Source organism: Nocardiopsis sp. iso_238, assembly GCF_056173325.1.
Genome location: NZ_CM149668.1, coordinates 2,421,148 through 2,438,099, shown reverse-complemented (window position 1 = coordinate 2,438,099; position 16,952 = coordinate 2,421,148). Strand labels below are relative to the sequence as shown.

Sequence of the window (16,952 nt, the reverse complement as noted above, 5' to 3'; positions counted from 1 at the left end):
GGCGGCCGTCGGCCCCTCCGGACGGCGCTTCGGGAGCGTGTCCGTGTCAGCGCAGGTCACACCGGGTATCGGCGGTCCGACCCGGCGGGCCCGGCCACTCGACCCCCTCCCCCGCCGCCGGGGCGGTCCGCGCCCCCGTCCACGGGGAACGCGCCGTCGCGCGCGGAGGCCGGAAAGGGACACACCTCACACGCCCCGTGCACACGGGAGAGGCCCGGACCGGTGGGAGTGGAACCGGCCCGGGCCCCGCGGCGGCCCCGGGGAGGGACGACCGCCGCACTGGGGGTGGCCCTAGGCGCCGCCCCTGGCGTGGGTCTTGCGTCCACGACGGGAGAGCGCGTCGAGCACGACCGCGATCAGCAGGACCGCCGCCGTGATCATGAAGCGCACCGACGTGTCCATCTGGAGCAGCAGCAGACCCGAGGTGATGGCGCCCAGTACCAGGCCGCCCAGCAGGGCCGAGTAGGCGTTGCCGCGCCCGCCGAACAGGCTCGTGCCACCGATCACCGCGGCCGCGATGGCCATCATGAGTTCGGCGCCGCCGCCCGTGGAGACGCTGGCCGCGAAGTTGCGGGAGACCAGCATGACGCCGCCGAGCGCGGCCAGGGTGGAGGCGATCCCGAAGACGGAGATCCGGATCAGGTCCACGTTGATCCCGGCCCGGCGGGCCGCCTCGGAGCTGCCGCCCACCGCGTAGACCATGCGGCCGTAGCGGGTCTTGCGCAGCACCAGGTCCAGCACCACCACGAAGCCCACGAAGATGAGGAAGGCGAGCGGTACACCCTTGTACTGGTTGAGCACCCACACACCGCCCGCCAGCGGCAGGGCGAGCAGGAGGGTACGGAACAGCACCTCGGTCAGCGGCTTGTAGGGCAGGCCCGCCGAGCGGCGTCGGCCCTCGACCACCAGCACCGACAGCAGGTAGAGGCCGAGTGCCAGCAGGACCAGGAACCAGCCCACGACCGGGACGAAGTAGGTCTGGGTGAGCATCGCGATGGCGCCGCTGGAGCTGGTGTTGATGCTCCCGTCGCCGCCCATGAGGTAGAGGTGCACGCCCTGCCAGCCGAGCAGACCGGCGAGGGTGACCACGAAGGCCGGTACGCCCATCTTCGCGAAGACGAAACCGTGGAGCAGGCCCACGAGGAGGCCCACGCCCACGGCGGCGCCGACGGCCGCCCACTCGGACCAGCCGTGCCGGACCGCGAGGACCGCCAGGACCCCGGCTGAGAGTCCCGCCACCGAGCCGATGGACAGGTCGATCTCACCGAGCAGCAGGACCATGATGACGCCGGTGGTCATGAGGCCGATCGCGGCGATCTGCACGGTGAGGTTCGACAGGTTCTGCGGGGACAGGAACCGGTCGTTCATCGACTGGAAGACGACGGCGATCAGCAGCAGGCCGACGATGACCGGCGCCGCGCCGAGCTCCCCTCCCCTGAGGTTGCGGCGCAGGGCCCTGAGCCATCCGCCGGGTGAGGCGACGGTGGCCAGCAGTCGGGGGTCGCGCCGGGGTCCGCTCGCCGGTACGGACGTGTCGCCGTCCTGGGAGGCGTGTGTCTGCTGGCTCATTCCTTGTCCTTCGTGGCCGTGGCCGATGAGCCGGTACGGGTGGATCGACGGGTCACCGGGTTGTCGGAGGCGCCGGTGATGGCGGCCACGATCTCCTCGTAGCTGGTCGAGGCGATGGGGAAGTCGCCCGCGTTGCGGCCGAGGCGGAGCACGACGGCGCGGTCCGCGACGGCCCGGACGTCGGCCATGTTGTGGCTGATCAGGACCACCCCCAGCCCCTGGTCGCGCAGGCGCTCGATGAGGTCGAGGACCTGGGCGGTCTGGGCGACGCCCAGCGCGGCGGTGGGTTCGTCGAGCATCACCACGCGGGGCTGGCCCAGCAGGGACCGGGCGATGGCGATGATCTGCCGCTGCCCGCCGGAGAGGGCGGCGACGGGGACGCGCAGGTCGGGGATGCTCACCGACAGGGAGTCGAGGAGCTCCACGGCCCGACGCTCCATCTCGACCTCGTCGAGGGTGCCGGGGAAGTGGAGGCGTTCGTTGCCCAGGAAGAGGTTGCCGACGATGTCCAGGTTGTCGCAGAGAGCGAGATCCTGGTAGATGGTGGCGATCCCGAGGCGTTGGGCGTCCGCGGGCGCCCCGATGGTGACCGGTGTGCCGTCCCAGAGGACGGTGCCGCCGTTGTCGGCGGGGTGGGCTCCGGCGATGACCTTGACGAGGGTCGACTTGCCCGCGCCGTTGTCCCCGAGGAGGGCGACCACCTCCCCGGGGTCGACCTGGAAGTCGACCTCGGAGAGGGCCTTGACGGCCCCGAAGGTCTTGGAGATCCCGGACAGTTCCAGGACGGGTGTGCTCATGTGCCTGTTTCTCTCTCTCGCCCCGGCGGGACGGGGCCGGTCGCTCCACGCGGCCCGGCCTCGCGGGGCTTCGCGTCCGGGCCGCCTCCGGTGGGGGACGGCCCGGACGTCGGGATGGCTAGAGGGCTTCCTTGCAGAAGTCGAAGTCGGCGTAGTCGTCGGTGCAGATCTGCTCGATCGTGTAGAAGCCGTCGGAGACGACCGTGTCCGCGATGTCGTCGACGGTGACCGCGACCGGGTCGAGCAGGACCGAGCTGACCTTCTCGCCGTCGGCGTCCTCGACCTCGGTGACGGAGTGCTCACCCGCGTCGAGTTCGTCGCCGGTGGCCAGGGAGACGGCCATGGCGGCGGCGATCTCGGCCTCGGGGCGGATGGCCTTGTAGACGGTCATGTACTGCTCACCGGAGACGATCCGCTGGATGCCGTGCAGCTCGGCGTCCTGTCCGGTGACGGGCGGAAGGTCCGCCACGGAGACCCCGGCGCTGCGCAGGGCGGAGATGATGCCCGCCGCCATGCCGTCGTTGGCCGAGTAGACGCCGACGATCTCGTCCAGGCCGAGGGAGGTGATGGCGCCCTCCATCTGGCTGTTGGCCTCGTCCGGCGACCAGTCGGGGGTGTCGAACTCCTGGCCGATCTCGACCTGGCCCTCGAAGATCTCGTGGGCGCCCGCCTTGAAGTCGCCCGCGTTGGGGTCGGTCGGTGAGCCGTTGATCATGACGATCTGGCCGTCACCGGCGGTTCCCTCCTGGTCGAGGGCGCCCAGGAGGGCCTCGGCCTGGACCTGGCCGACCCGGAAGTTGTCGAAGGAGACGTACATGTCGACGCCGCCCTGGGCCAGTCGGTCGTAGGCGACGACGGGGACTCCCTGGCCGCGTGCCTCGTTCACGGTTCCGGCGGCGGCCTCGGAGTCGACGGCGCCGAGCACGAGGACGTCGACCCCGGCGGTCAGCATCGCCTGGGCCTGGGTCTGCTGTTCGTCGACGTCCTGGTCGGCGTTGGCGTACGAGAGCTCGCAGTTGGGACAGAGGTCCGTCAGCGCCTCCTCGAAGTAGGGCTTGTCGAAGGCCTCGTAACGGGCGGTCTGGAGCTCGGGGAGCAGCAGTCCGACGTGGAAGCCCTCCTCCAGGCTGTGTGTCTGGGTCTCACCGGCCGAGTCGTCCGTGGTGAGTGAGCCGCAGGCGGTGGCGAACAGGGCCAGCGCGGCACCGGCGGCGGCGATACCGAGGGGGAGGGGACGGTGGTGGTGGGGGCGTGTCGTGGTCAACGCGGGGGGCCTCTCTTGCGGAACCTGCGCGGACGAGAATGCGCGATCGATGGTGTGAAGTAGATCCCCGAGTCCACCTTGCCGTCAACTGTTGAACACATAACCGAAACATTACGAGTCTTGAGTTCACAAGCTAAATTCAGTATCCGGGCAGGCCACGACGCTTGCACACAAGGCGGACACCGCGCGGAAGGGGTGCGAACCTCAGGCGGGCGCCTCAGAGAGACCCCGCCGAGTGGCTGAGCCGAGGTGCCCGCGTTCAGCGCAGGCTGTGCGCGGCCGTGAGCAGCGCGCCACGGATCGGCGCGTCCTCGCCCAGGGCGCTGGTCTCCACTTCGAGCTGGGCGAGGGCCCCACCCAGGGTTCCGAGCTCCATCGACCTGCGCATGGGGACCAGCAGCAGATCGCCCGCCTCGGCCAGGTCGCCGCCGACCACCACGCGGTCCGGGTTGAACAGGTTGGCCATGATCGCCACCCCCTGCCCCAGGGCGCTCCCGGCCTCCGCGACGACGCGGCGGCTGCCGGGGTCCTCGTCCAGAGCGGAGGCGACCAACTCCCGCAGCAGATCCCGGTCCGTACCGGCCGCGAGATCGTGGGTCCTGGGCAGCATGTTCAACAGGTACCCGGTGCCCACGAAGGTCTCCAGGCAGCCGCGGTTGCCACAGCGGCACACCTGGCCGCGCGGGTCCAGGCCGATGTGCCCGATCTCGCCCGCCGTGCCGCCCGCGCCCCGGAAGAGCCGACCGGACATGACGATGCCCGCGCCCACGCCCTCCCCGAGGACCAGCTGGATGACGTGGTCGGCCCCCTGGGCGGCGCCCAGCTCACGTTCGGCCACCACCGCGAGGTTGGCGTCGTTCTCCGCCCGCACGGGCAGGCCGAGCCGCTCCCCCAGCACCTCGGCGGGGCGGAACCCCGCCCACCGGGGCAAACAGGAGATGGCACCGACCTCGCCGGTGTCGGGGGCGATCGGCCCCGGAACGGAGGCCACCACGGAGGCGACCGTGCCCAGGTCGATCCGGGCGCCCAGCAGGGTGGTCTCGGTCAGCCAGGCGGCCCGGCGGACCGCCCGCCCGGCGTCCGCGGCGACCTCGTAGGCGATGGACTCGCGGGCCAGCATGTTGCCTTCGCTGTCACCGACCGCCACGCGGATCCGGTCGTTGCCGAAGTCCACGGCCACGACCGTGCCCGGCGGGCGGAGGAGGGTGACGGCCCGGGCCCGGCGGCCGTTGGAGGAGGTGTCGCGCACCGACACCGTCCCGGCGGCGCGCAGGCCCCGGACGATGTTGGAGACGCTGGCCGCCGAGAGCCCTGTGGCGCGGGCCAGCTCGGCCTGGGTGCGGGTGCCGTCGCGGCGCAGCACGTCCACGACGCGCCGTTGGTTGGCCTCCCGCAGAGCGGACTGGGACCCGGGGGTCGTGCCGGTCTCGGTCACCACGTACCCCTTCTCGGTCCGCTCGCTCTGGCGTTGTTCCGTCGAATGTTACAAGCATTGAACGGGGAACCGGACCTCAGAGTCGCGGCCCGGACGGCCGACCCCGGCCATGCCCTAGGTTCGTGGGCATGGAGAGGGTGAGCACCGACCGGCCCGGGTGGGCGGAACACGTGGCCGGGGCCGTTCTGGACGCCGACCGGCGGGGCCCGCTCGTACGGGTCGTGGCGGTGGAGGGGCGTTCGGGGTCGGGCAAGAGCACGGTGGCCGCCCGGGTGTGCCGTGCCCTGGCCGACCGGGGTGAACCGGTGGCCCTCCTGACGATGGAGGACCTCTACCCCGGCTGGGAGGGTCTGGCCGAGGCCTCCGCCCTGCTCAGGTCATGGGTGCTGCTGCCGCTCGCCGAGGGGCGCGCACCCGCCTGGCACCGGTACGACTGGGAGCGCGGGGCGTTCGGCGCCGACCGGGTCACCCTCCCCGCCGACGTCGTCGAACACGGGGGCACCCTCGTCGTGGAGGGGTGCGGTTCCGGGGCCGCCGCCGTGCGCGACCTCCCGGACCTGCTGCTGTGGGTGGAGGCCGACGCGCCGACGCGGGCCCGCAGGCTCGACGCCCGGGAGGACGCGGAGGCGTACGCCCCCCACCGTGCCTCGTGGGCCCGTCAGGAGGACGCCCTGTACGCCTGCGACCCGCCTCGTGAACGCGCCGACCTGCTGGTCGGGAACGGCCCTCAGTAGTCCTTGGCGGGCGGCCGCGAGCAGAGTTCGCGGGCGCGCCGGACGTCGGCGTCCATCGTCCGCAGACCCGCCGCCAGCGCCTGACCCTGGAGGGGGATGTTGCGCAGGCGCAGGTCACGCGCCTCCCGGGCGGAGGACCCCCCGAAGCTCCCGTTCTCCCTGAACCTCATGATCAGCGCGACGCTCCCCGCCGCGAGCGACGACAGGAAAAAGAGCATCCCCAGGCCCGACCCGTTGAGCCCCGCCCCGAGGACCAGGGACAGGAACAGGAAGACGACGGCCGCCACCACGAACGCCGTCCTGATCCTGGAGATCTGCCCCGACTCCGAGACCGCCGCGGTCAGCGAACTGTGTTCACGGCGCAGGGACTCCCGCTGCTCCGCCCACACCCGGCGCTGCCGGATCAGGGTCACGACGGCGGACAGCGAACCGTAGACAGCCGCCGCGTACCCCGCCCGTCGGGCTCCCGAGGAGAGCTCGACGCGTGACCAGAGCGCGCTCGTCCAGTTCAGGGCGCCGGGCATGTCCCCCGGGTCCGGGGGCACCATGAGCTCCGGGTTGAGCAGGAAGGTGAGCGCCAGAGCCGGGTCCATCCGTCCCTCGAACCCGCGCCAGCCGTTGAGGTTCTGGGCCAGTTCCCGGTGGAAGGCCATCCCGGTCCGCTCGGCCTCCTCGACGTCCCGGGCCAGTCGGCGCAGTTCCGGGCCGTCCGCGTGCCGGTGCTCCGCCATCTGCCGCAGCAGCTGGGGGCGGGCCAGCAGCATGAGTTCGTTGGCCTCGTGCCCTCCGGTGATGAGCGGACGCGGGTCGTGGAAGAGCTCCCGCAGCCCGGCGAGGGTGAGCTCGTGCCCCCGGAAGAGGGGTGGCAGCTCCGGGCAGACCTGGGCGACGAAGGAGGCCACGGCCATGTTCGCGTCCCGGACCTCGCGGCGGAACAGGGAGCGGTCCACCTTGGTGTCGTTGATGTCGTTCATGACCCAGGACCCGAGCATGGCCCGCTCGGCCGGGTCCCCGAGGATCATGACCGCCTCCGACCAGTGCTCCTGCATGGCGGCGGCCAGCGGCTCGATCCGGGTGAAGCGCACCCCCGCGAACCGGTAGGGCGGGACCTCCCCGTCGGCGTCGGCGTCGGGTGCGGGAGGGCCGTAGGAGTTCTGGAGCCGGACCAGGGACGGCGGCGGGGTGAGGTACGCGGGTCTGCCCGAGGGCGGTGCGGCCGCGTGGTGGGGCGGGGGGTCCTGGGACGGCGTCCGGGGGGCGTCCCCTCCCGGGGCGGGGGACGGCCCCGAGGACTGACCGGCGGGACCGGGAGCGGTCCCCGCGACCAGGTGGTGCAGGAGGGCGGGCGCGTCCGGGCGCCGCCTCGGGTCCTTGTCCAGGCAGGCCAGGATGGTGTCCAGCAGGGGCCCGGACAGGTCCCCGGTGTCGGGTTCCCCGGAGAGCACCCTGGCGATGCGCGCGGCCTGGGTGGGGCCGTGGAAGGCGTCCCTGCCGGTGGCGGCGAACACCATCACCGAGGCCCAGGAGAAGACGTCCACGGCCGCGGTGAGGCGCATGCCCTCCAGCTGCTCGGGCGCCATGTACCCGACCGTGCCGACGATGCCGCTGGCGGTCACGGAGGTGGACTCCACCGCGCGGGCGATCCCGAAGTCGATCACCCGGGGCCCGTCCGACGCGAGCATGATGTTGTCCGGCTTCAGGTCCCGGTGCACCACCCCCGCCGCGTGGATGGCCGCGAGGGCGGTGGCCGTGGCGACGGCGAGGCGCTGGAGCTCGGCGCCGGTGCGGGGGCCCTCGACGGTCACGGCCCGGTGCAGGGTGGGCCCGTCGATGAACTCCGTGGCGATCCAGGGCTGCTCCGCGTCGGGGTCGGCGTCCAGGATCGTCGCGATACAGAACCCGCTCACCCGCCGGGCCTGATCCACCTCGGCGGCGAAGCGGCGCCGCATGTCGGCGTCGCCTGACCAGTTGGCGTGCAGGAGCTTGACGGCGGCCCGGGTGCCGTCCCCGGCCTCACCGAGGAACACCTCCCCGAAACCGCCCCTGCCCAGCGATCGCGTCAGGGTGTACGGACCGACCGCGCGGGGGGCGGGCGTCAAGTCCGTGGTCTCGTCCACGAGCGCGTCCTTCCTTCTTCTCTTGTCCTGTCGTCCGAACGGCGGGGCCCGGGCCCGCCGGAGGGCTCAGCCGGAGGTGATTCTGCGCGCCTGGGCCAGGTCGGTGCGGATGCGCTCCACGCCGCTGGTCAGCTGGGGCAGCTGGTGGTTGGAGTTGTGCAGGTCCATGAGCCGCTGCCGACGGCGGTCGGCGGGTCCGCACAGCACCAGACGTGTCATGAAGGCGCCGACCAGGCCGACGAGGCCGAGCAGCGCGACCCACATCATGAGGTCGGCGACCACGTCCCACACGGGCATCACGGCGAGGAAGAGGCCGAGGGGGAGGCCGATGAGGGAGATCCGGCACCAGTGGATGATCCGACCGGTCCGGGTCTGGAGCTCCACCTTGCCCACGAGCTCCTCGTGGGTGGTGGACACCTCGGCGTAGCGGCTCTCCCAGTAGCGGCGCTGCCTGGCCAGGGCCTGGAGGGTGCCCAGGGAGCCGTAGACCGCCGCCGCGTACCCGGCGCTCTCGGGAGTGCCGGTGTTCGACACGCGCTGCCACAGGATGTCCACCCACTCGGCGACACCGGAGTCACCGTTGTCGTCGGGCGGGACCATCAGGCGCGGGTTCAGGAGGAAGGCCAGGACCAGTGCCGGGTTGACGTTGGGCTGGCTCGACCGCCATCCCACGAGCTGCTGGGAGAGCTGTCCGTGCAGGAGGGTGCCGGCGTTCTCGCCGCGGTCGAGGTGTTCGGCGAGCCGCTGGTACTCGACGCTCTCGGGGCCCTGGTGGGCGCTCATGATCCGCAGGAGCTCGGGACGGGCCAGCAGGACCATCTCGTTGCTGAGCGGGGCGCCGGTCAGGAGCGGACCGGGGTCGGAGAACAGCGCCCGGAGCTCGGCCAGGGACACGCCCCGGCCACGGAAGACGGGCGGCAGGTCGGGGCGGACCTGGGCGACGAACGAGGCGACCGCGAGGTTGGCGTCCCGGACCTCGCGCCGGAACAGGGAGCGGTCGACACTGGTGTCGCCCAGGTCGTCCATGAGCCAGGCGCCCAGGGCAGCGCGCTCACCGGGTTCGCTGAAGACCTTGACCGCGGCGCCCCAGTTCTGCTGCATGGCCTCGGCCAGGTGGGCGGGGTCGTGGAACCGGAGGCTGACGAAATGGTAGGGCGGCGCCCCGAAGTGGCCGCTGTTCGAGGCGTGGTACCCGCTGGGAGAGGGGTGGGCGCCCGAGGCGCCCGAGGGGTACGCGCCGCTCGGGGGCGGGGTGTACGCCCCGCCGGGGGCCGACGGATACGGCCCGGACGGCTGGGCGCGGACCTGCCCCTCCGGCGCGTCCGAGGGAGCCATGTGTGTGTAGGTGCGGGTGGGTGCGGCATGGGCGGCCCCGCCCACCCTGGTGGGGTCGACGGGGGGCCCGCCGGAGTGCGGTGGACCGGCGACCCTGGTGCGGTCGACGCCGACGCGGGTGCGGGCTTCCGACGAGGGCGCCACCTCGGTGTGCGTGCGGTCGGAGTCCGTACCGGGGGCGACCGTCGTGGGCGCGTGGTTCCCACCGGTTCCGGCGGCGCGGACCGGACCGGGACCGGCCGGAGCGGAGATGATCCACCGCATGAGGGTCTCGGCGTCGGGCCGAGCTGAGGGCTCCTTGTCCAGGCAGACCCGGAGGATGTCGGCGAACGCGCCCTCCAGGCCCGCGAGGTCGGGTTCCCCGCCCAGGATGCGGGCGATGCGCGAGGCCTGGGTGGGACCGGAGAAGGCCTCGCGGCCGGTGGCGGCGAACACCATCACCGAGGCCCAGGCGAACACGTCCACGGCGGCGGTCAGCCGGGCGCCCTCCAGCTGCTCGGGCGCCATGTACCCGATGGTGCCGACCACCCCGCTGGCCGTCACCGAGGTCGACTCCACCGCGCGGGCGATCCCGAAGTCGATCACCCGGGGCCCGTCCGAGGCGAGCATGATGTTGTCCGGTTTCAGGTCCCGGTGCACCACCCCCGCCGCGTGGATGGCGGCCAGGGCCGTCGCGGTGCCCACGGACAGGCGTTGGAGCTCCACTCCCGTGCGCGGGCCGTCCGCCTCGACGGAGGCCTGGAGGGTGGGGCCGTCGATGAACTCGGTGGCGATCCACGGCTGGGCCGCGTCGGGGTCGGCGTCCAGGATCGTGGCGACGCAGAACCCGCTCACCCGCCGGGCCTGATCCACCTCGGCGGCGAAGCGGCGCCGCATGTCGGCGTCGCCGGACCAGCTGGCGTGCAGGAGCTTCACCGCGGCGAGGGTGCCGTCCCCGGCCTCACCGAGGAACACCTCCCCGAAACCGCCACGCCCCAGGGAACGCAGAAGCCGGAAGCCTCCGACCTCCTCCACTCGCATGGCCTGGTCCTGAGGGTCGTCCACAGCCCGCCCCGTCTCTCGTACGTCGTTCTCGGGCCCCGAGCGGGGCGCCATGTCAGGGTGCCACAGGGAACTGACCGCCCGTACACGGTCCCGGTTCCGGTCTCCTCCCATCCGATGCCCGGCCGTTACCTCCGGGCCCCGGTGTGGTCGCCGCGCAGGACCCGATCGACCAGGTCGTCGCGCAGGGCCCCGTAGCCGGTGGCCGACCAGACGCTCTCGTCGGCCGGCACCTCGTAGTAGGGCACCTCACTCCCCCGGTGGTGGTCGGGGAGCACCCGGGGACGGCGCCGCTCCCGGACCGCCTTGGCGCACTCCGCGCACAGCGGGACGCGGACGGTCCGGGTGCCGCCGAACTCGCGCCAGTCCGTCTGCTTGGTGGCGGTGCCGTGCAGCGGGTTGGCGTAGCAGTGCACCCGGGGCTTGCGGGACCGGGACCGGCTGCGCAGGATGGCGTCCTCCGCCATGTCGAGCAGGACGAGGACCCCGACCGCGTCGGGCAGCGCGGGTTCGGTGGCGAGCATGCGGTCGTGGACCTTGGCGGCGGCGGAACGGGCGTCCAGAGCGTGCTGGAGAAGCCGGGTGGCCTCCTCGCTCTGGGAGCGCGAACGCAGCTGGCCCAGCCGCTCCCCCAGTTCGACGAGGTCGGTGGCGCCCCGCTCGACCAGCCGGTCCAGAGCGGCGCGGTCGGCGTTGTCGAACCCGGCGTGCTGGGTGACGGCCAGGGCCGGCAGCGAGGGCACCCTGGCCCGGCGGGACCGCCAGACCGCGCCGACGGCCAGGACGAGCGCCAGGGCGGCGACGGACGGCCACAGCCAGCCGGGCGCCCCCGTGCCGTCGCCCCGCCAGAACCCGGACAGCGGCCCGGCGGCGTCGTCCCGCTGCTCGTCGTAGGCCTCGCTGGCGGCGGTGTAGGCGGCCTCGGGGTCCTCGGACAGGGCCGACTCCACCGAGACCTCGACCAGCTCGGCGAGGTTGCCGTCGAACTCCGTGGCATAGGCGGAGGTGAGGGCCCCGTAGTGGGCGCGCAGGTCCGATCCGCCCCCGTAGTCCCACCCGTGCATGCGGTCGTTGGCGAACACCAGGATGTGGGCCCGGCCCCCGCCCATGCGGTCGTGGACCAGGACGGCCAGGTTCTCGGGGTCGCCGTCCCAGGTGTCCCCTGCGACCATCGGCACCGCGATCACGTACAGGGGCAGGTCGGAGTCCTCGATGAGTTCGACGGTCTCCTGGCGGACCTCCTCGGGCAGGGCACCGGAGTAGGCGGGGTCGACGTGGACCGGCGACTCGGCCAGGGCGGAGGTGATCGCCTCGGAGGCGTTCTCCCGCACGGTGTCGTCCGGCGCGGCGGCGACGGGCGCCGCCCCCATGAGGGTGAGGGCCAGGACCGCGCCCAGGACGGTGGGCACCTCGAACCTACGCATCGCTCTCCTCCAGAATCCCGTCGACGAGGCCGCGCTGCGTCGATCCGTAGTTGGTGTGCACCCAGACGCGGTCCAGGCTCAGGTGCGGGACCCAGGCCCCGCCGATCCGCAGCTCCAGCACGCGTGCGGTACGGGCGTCGTTCTGGAGTTCCAGGCAGGCGTCGCACAGCGGGCGGCGCCCCTGGACGACCGCGACCCTGCCGACCCGGTCCGCCCGGCCGTGCAGGGGGTTGGCCGAGCAGACCGGCCGCCGTCCGGCCCCGGGGTCGCCGGAGATGCCCGCGCGGGCGCGCCGGGCCAGGACCGTGGCCCCGAGGAGGTCGAGGGAGTCCGTGGGGCGCCGGAGCACGACCAGTGCGGCGTCGGCGTCGCGCATGGCCGACGCGGGGACCTCGCCGTTCCCGGCCTCCTCCAGCTCCCGGACCATGGCCCGGGTCTCCGACAACGCGAGTCGGCGCAGTGTGCGTGCCCTCATCCGCGTCCGACCGCCGACCGTGCCCCCGCGCACGGCGCGCACGGTGGCCACCAGGAGGAGCAGCAGGCCGAAGGCGATCCCGGAGAGCAGGGGTCCGACCACGAGGAGGCAGGGCAGGAAGCCGTCACCGAGGAAGCGCTCGGACCTGGGCCCGGGGTCCTCGTCGTAGGAGTACGCGAAGAGGGGTTCGGTGTCGGGCTGGCCGGGGTCGGTGGACAGCGCGGTGAGGGCGGGCAGCGCGGCCTCGACGGCCTCGGCCGGAGTGTCGCCCGTCACGTCCCGGACCGCCGTGCTCAGTTCGTAGGAGTCGACACCCAGGCCCGCGGTCCCGGCGGCGATCTGGACCCGCCCCTCGAAGTCCGCGGTGGCGACCAGGTACACGGAGGGTTCCTCGGTGAGCGCGGCCAGGGAGTACGCCAGCACCTCGGGGTCGCCCTCCGACTCGTCGGTCGGGCTCATCGACATCACCAGGGCGCGGACCGGGATACCGGTGTCCTCCAGCGTGTCCTCCAACCGCTCGGCGGTGGCGGCCAGGCCGGTGCGGTCCATCGTGACCAGCGGCGCCACGTACAGCGGCGCGGATCCGGTCTCGGAGACCAGGCGTTCGACCCGCTCGGTGTTGGCGACGTAGGGCGGGACGGACTGGACGTCCGGGGTCTGCCAGGCGGTCTCCACTCCCCCTTCGGGCACGCTCATCATGTAGGCGTGGGGACCGGCGACGGCGGCACCGGCCAGGGCCAGGGTGAGCACGGCCACGACGGTCACCTCGTGGCGCCGCCGACGGCCGCGCACGGAGCGCCACCACACCCAGATCACGCCCGTGCCGAGCAGGAATCCGGCGGAGAGCCCGGAGAGGGTGCCGAGGTTCTCGGCGCCGACCGAACGGGTGGGGTCGACGTCGTCGAGGAACTCCTGCCAGAAGACCGTCAGCGCGCCGGGGTCGCTCCTCCCCTCGTGGCCGTGTGCGGGCGCGGGGGCCTCGCCCCGGAGGTGTTCCACGAGGACGGCGGCGACCTCGTCGGGGGCGGAGTCGTACTCCAGCCTGGGGTCGCCGCTCAGCGAGCGCGCGCTCTCCTCGGCAGGGAGGTCGTAGCCGCGGACCAGCACCTCCTGCATGAGGGTGTCGGGCCGCAGGTGCACGTAGACGCCGTCGCGGTCGAGCCGGTCCACCACCACGGGCAGGACCGTACCGGTGCCCCAGTCCGACCCGGTGCCGGGGAAGGGGCTGGCGATCACGTAGTAGGGGACGTCGAGGGTGGAGAAGAGGGCGTGCAGCTCCCCCTCCAGCTCGGCCGTGTCCACGAGGCCCGCCATGGCGTCGTCCACGATCACGGCGGCGCCCTCGGGGCGCTCCGCGAGCTCGTCCGCGTAGTACTCGGCGGGGGTCCTGGTGTCCTCGTGGGCCTCGACCGCCTCGGGCGGGGGTTCGGCCCGGGCGGCGGGCGCGGTGGCGAGCACCGCGAACAGTGACGCGGCGCAGAGCGCCAGGGCGCGTCGGAGCAGGTCCGCGCGCCGAGGGAGGGGACCTGGTCCGGGGGGCGAGGGCATGCACAGAGCATATCGGGAGCTTTCGGCCAGCCCGGAACTCGGAAGGGTCTGAACGCGGAAGGCCCGGAACACGAGAAGGGCCGCCACCGTCGGTCGGACGGTGACGGCCCTCGAAGCACCGTTCGCGCCTGTTGGGCGCGGGCGGCGGTCTCGGAACGCCTCTCGCTACTTGGCGATCAGCTGACGCAGCACGAACTGGAGGATGCCGCCGTTGCGGTAGTAGTCCGCCTCGCCCGGGGTGTCGATCCGCACCACGGCGTCGAACTCGACGCCGGTGTCGGTGGTGACCTTCACCGTGCTGGGGATACGGCCCTCGTTCAGCTCGGTCACGCCGGTGACGGAGAAGGTCTCCTCGCCGGTCAGCCCGAGGGAGTCCGCGGAGTGGCCCTCCGGGAACTGGAGCGGCAGGACGCCCATACCGATCAGGTTGGAGCGGTGGATGCGCTCGTAGGACTCGGTGATGACCGCGCGCACGCCCAGCAGGCTGGTGCCCTTGGCCGCCCAGTCACGCGAGGAACCGGAGCCGTACTCCTTGCCGCCCAGGACCACCAGCGGGGTGCCCTGCTCGGCGTAGTTCTGCGCGGCGTCGTAGATGAACGACACCGGCGCGTCGGCCTGGGTGAAGTCGCGGGTGTAGCCGCCCTCGGTGCCCGGCGCGATCTGGTTGCGCAGGCGGATGTTGGCGAACGTGCCGCGGATCATCACCTCGTGGTTGCCGCGACGGGAACCGTAGGAGTTGAAGTCGCGACGCTCCACACCGTGGGCCTTGAGGTACTCGGCCGCCGGGGTGCCCGGCTTGATGGCGCCGGCCGGGGAGATGTGGTCGGTGGTGACCGAGTCGCCCAGCTTGGCCAGGACGCGGGCACCGGAGATGTCGGTGACCGGAGCCGGGGTCTGGCCCATGCCCTCGAAGTACGGGGGCTTGCGGACGTAGGTCGACTCGCCCTCCCACTCGAAGGTGTTGCCGGTGGGCGTGGGCAGCTCGCGCCAGCGGTCGTCACCGGCGAACACGTCCGAGTACGCGCTGGCGTACATGTCCGACGCGATCGCGGAGTCCATGACCTCCTGGATCTCCTCGGCGGTGGGCCACACGTCGGCCAGGTAGACGGGCTGACCGTCCTTGCCGATACCCAGGGGCTCGGTGGTGATGTCGACGTCCATCGACCCGACCAGCGCGTAGGCGACCACCAGCGGCGGCGAGGCCAGGTAGTTCATCTTCACGTCCGGGTTGATCCGGCCCTCGAAGTTACGGTTGCCGGACAGGACCGCCGAGACGGCGAGGTCGTTGTCCTGGACCGCCTGCGAGATCTCCTCGGGCAGCGGGCCCGAGTTGCCGATGCAGGTGGTGCAGCCGTAGCCGACCAGGTTGAAGCCCAGCTTGTCCAGGTACGGGGTCAGGCCGGAGCGCTCGTAGTAGTCGGTGACGACCTTGGAGCCCGGGGCCATGGAGGTCTTGACCCACGGCTTGCGGGACAGACCCTTCTCGACCGCCTTCTTGGCCAGCAGGGCGGCGCCCAGCATGACCGAGGGGTTCGAGGTGTTGGTGCACGAGGTGATCGCGGCGATCACGACGGCGCCGTGGTCGACCTCGGTCTCCGTGCCGTCGGCCATGGTGACCTTGACGGCCTTGTGCGGACGCTCGCCGTTCGGGGCCTGGGCCGGGGCGTCGGAGGCCGGGAAGGACTCCTCGCCCGCCTCGTCGGCGTCGTCGGAGACGTAGTTGCGGACGTCGCGGCGCCAGGTCGGCTTGGCCTCGGACAGCGCGATGCGGTCCTGGGGACGCTTGGGACCGGCGATGGAGGGGACGACCTCGGCGAGGTCGAGCTCCAGGTACTCGGAGAACTCGGGCTCGTTGGCCGGGTCGTGCCAGAAGCCGTTGGCCTTGGCGTAGGCCTCGGTCAGGGCGACCTGCTGCTCGGAGCGGCCGGTCAGGCGCATGTACCGGATGGTCTCGTCGTCGACCGGGAAGATCGCGGCGGTGGAACCGAACTCCGGGCTCATGTTGCCGATGGTGGCGCGGTTGGCCAGCGGGACCGCGCCGACGCCCTCACCGTAGAACTCGACGAACTTGCCGACGACGCCGTGGTCGCGCAGCTTCTCGGTGATGGTGAGCACGAGGTCCGTGGCCGTGGTGCCGGGCTTGAGCTCACCGGTGAGCTTGAAGCCGACCACGCGCGGGATGAGCATGGAGATCGGCTGGCCGAGCATGGCGGCCTCGGCCTCGATGCCACCGACGCCCCAGCCCAGGATGCCCAGGCCGTTCTGCATGGTGGTGTGCGAGTCGGTGCCGACGCAGGTGTCGGGGTAGGCCTGGCCCTTGCGGTCCATGGTGACGCGCGCGAGGTGCTCGATGTTGGCCTGGTGCACGATGCCGGTGCCGGGCGGGACGACCTTGAACTCGTCGAAGGCGGTCTGGCCCCAGCGCAGGAACTTGTAGCGCTCGTAGTTGCGCTCGTACTCGATCTCGACGTTGCGCTCGAACGCGTCGGGGCGACCGAAGAGGTCGACGACGACGGAGTGGTCGATCACGAGCTCGGCGGGGGCGAGCGGGTTGATCTTGTCCGGGTCACCGCCCATGTCGCGGACGGCCTCGCGCATGGTGGCGAGGTCGACGACGCACGGGACGCCGGTGAAGTCCTGCATGATCACCCGGGCCGGGGTGAACTGGATCTCCTGGCTGGGCTGGGCCTTGGCGTCCCAGTTGCCGAGAGCCGTGATGTGCTCGGCGGTGACGTTCGCGCCGTCCTCGGTGCGGAGGAGGTTCTCCAGCAGCACCTTCAGGCTGTAGGGAAGTCGGTTGTAGCCCTTGACGGCGTCCAACCGGAAGATCTCATACGACTCGTCGCCAACGCGCAACGTGTCACGGGCGCCGAAGCTGTTCGCGGACACGGTGTCTGCCTCCTGATCTCGCCACTTTGTCCCCAGCATCCTGCCCCATGGAGCGGATGCGGGACCTACTGAGGCCGCCCTAACCGGATCACCGGGGCACGGGGGTCGCGGATGAGCACCCCCATCGCCTCCGTGATCCATCAGGGCCGCTTTGACCTGCGACGACGCCACATCGTCACCGGTCGCGGCCGACTGGCCGCACCACCTCACGGGCCCGGGACGCGCTGCCGAAAAGCGGTCGACCTCACAGGCCCGAGCCGGGAGCGGGTGGGGGGATCCCCGCTGTTATCTTGATGTCAAGGTATCCAACTTGTATCTCGATAT

At 72.2% G+C, this 16,952-nt stretch carries 10 protein-coding genes; 1 reads left to right on the top strand and 9 read right to left on the bottom strand.

All coding sequences use genetic code 11. The features are described 5' to 3' along the window. Positions 1–291: 291 nt before the first annotated feature. From AC0VYL_RS10770 to AC0VYL_RS10755, 4 genes are all read right to left on the bottom strand, one after another. Positions 292–1,569, bottom strand: a complete 1,278-nt coding sequence (locus AC0VYL_RS10770) for a sugar ABC transporter permease (RefSeq protein WP_475483033.1) — start codon at positions 1,567–1,569, stop codon at positions 292–294. Beyond that, positions 1,566–2,366 carry an ATP-binding cassette domain-containing protein gene (locus AC0VYL_RS10765; protein WP_475462472.1) on the bottom strand — a complete coding sequence of 267 codons (801 nt, stop codon included), beginning with the start codon at positions 2,364–2,366 and terminating at the stop codon, positions 1,566–1,568. Before AC0VYL_RS10765 ends, AC0VYL_RS10770 begins: the two co-directional genes overlap by 4 nt. Positions 2,367–2,484: 118 nt before the next feature. Continuing rightward, positions 2,485–3,630 carry an ABC transporter substrate-binding protein gene (locus tag AC0VYL_RS10760; protein ID WP_475483032.1) on the bottom strand — a complete coding sequence of 382 codons (1,146 nt, stop codon included), beginning with the start codon at positions 3,628–3,630 and terminating at the stop codon, positions 2,485–2,487. Between the two features lie 259 nt (positions 3,631–3,889). Then, a complete protein-coding gene (locus AC0VYL_RS10755) occupies positions 3,890–5,065 on the bottom strand; it encodes an ROK family transcriptional regulator (protein WP_475463014.1) in 1,176 nt (391 codons plus the stop codon). A gap of 128 nt (positions 5,066–5,193) precedes the next feature. On the opposite strand from AC0VYL_RS10755, the gene AC0VYL_RS10750 reads away from it, so the two are divergent. Then, positions 5,194–5,799: a uridine kinase family protein gene (locus AC0VYL_RS10750; RefSeq protein ID WP_475483031.1), complete on the top strand. Its 606-nt coding sequence runs from the start codon at positions 5,194–5,196 to the stop codon at positions 5,797–5,799. Here AC0VYL_RS10750 and AC0VYL_RS10745 read toward each other — a convergent pair. From AC0VYL_RS10745 to acnA, 5 genes are all read right to left on the bottom strand, one after another. Further along, complete coding sequence (locus tag AC0VYL_RS10745; protein ID WP_475462463.1) at positions 5,793–7,916, bottom strand: serine/threonine protein kinase; 2,124 nt, start codon at positions 7,914–7,916, stop codon at positions 5,793–5,795. The genes AC0VYL_RS10750 and AC0VYL_RS10745 overlap by 7 nt on opposite strands. A gap of 66 nt (positions 7,917–7,982) precedes the next feature. Then, the gene (locus AC0VYL_RS10740) at positions 7,983–10,295 is read right to left on the bottom strand and encodes a serine/threonine protein kinase (protein ID WP_475483030.1); all 2,313 of its coding nucleotides are present in this window, start codon (positions 10,293–10,295) and stop codon (positions 7,983–7,985) included. Between the two features lie 125 nt (positions 10,296–10,420). Then, complete coding sequence (locus AC0VYL_RS10735) at positions 10,421–11,716, bottom strand: hypothetical protein (RefSeq protein WP_475483029.1); 1,296 nt, start codon at positions 11,714–11,716, stop codon at positions 10,421–10,423. Continuing rightward, positions 11,709–13,739: a hypothetical protein gene (locus tag AC0VYL_RS10730; RefSeq protein ID WP_475483028.1), complete on the bottom strand. Its 2,031-nt coding sequence runs from the start codon at positions 13,737–13,739 to the stop codon at positions 11,709–11,711. The genes AC0VYL_RS10735 and AC0VYL_RS10730 overlap by 8 nt, the downstream gene beginning before the upstream one ends. A gap of 165 nt (positions 13,740–13,904) precedes the next feature. Further along, on the bottom strand, positions 13,905–16,667 hold the full coding sequence (gene acnA / locus AC0VYL_RS10725) for an aconitate hydratase AcnA (RefSeq protein WP_475462451.1): 2,763 nt from the start codon (positions 16,665–16,667) through the stop codon (positions 13,905–13,907). Between the last annotated feature and the right edge of the window lie 285 nt (positions 16,668–16,952).

Excerpts from the sequence above, each read along its gene's own strand:
- acnA (WP_475462451.1), bottom strand. The coding sequence starts at position 16,667 with ATGCTGGGGACAAAGTGGCGAGATCAGGAGGCAGACACCGTGTCCGCG.
- AC0VYL_RS10735 (WP_475483029.1), bottom strand. The coding sequence starts at position 11,716 with ATGCGTAGGTTCGAGGTGCCCACCGTCCTGGGCGCGGTCCTGGCCCTC.
- AC0VYL_RS10770 (WP_475483033.1), bottom strand. The coding sequence starts at position 1,569 with ATGAGCCAGCAGACACACGCCTCCCAGGACGGCGACACGTCCGTACCG.
- AC0VYL_RS10750 (WP_475483031.1), top strand. The coding sequence starts at position 5,194 with ATGGAGAGGGTGAGCACCGACCGGCCCGGGTGGGCGGAACACGTGGCC.
- AC0VYL_RS10730 (WP_475483028.1), bottom strand. The coding sequence starts at position 13,739 with ATGCCCTCGCCCCCCGGACCAGGTCCCCTCCCTCGGCGCGCGGACCTG.
- AC0VYL_RS10765 (WP_475462472.1), bottom strand. The coding sequence starts at position 2,366 with ATGAGCACACCCGTCCTGGAACTGTCCGGGATCTCCAAGACCTTCGGG.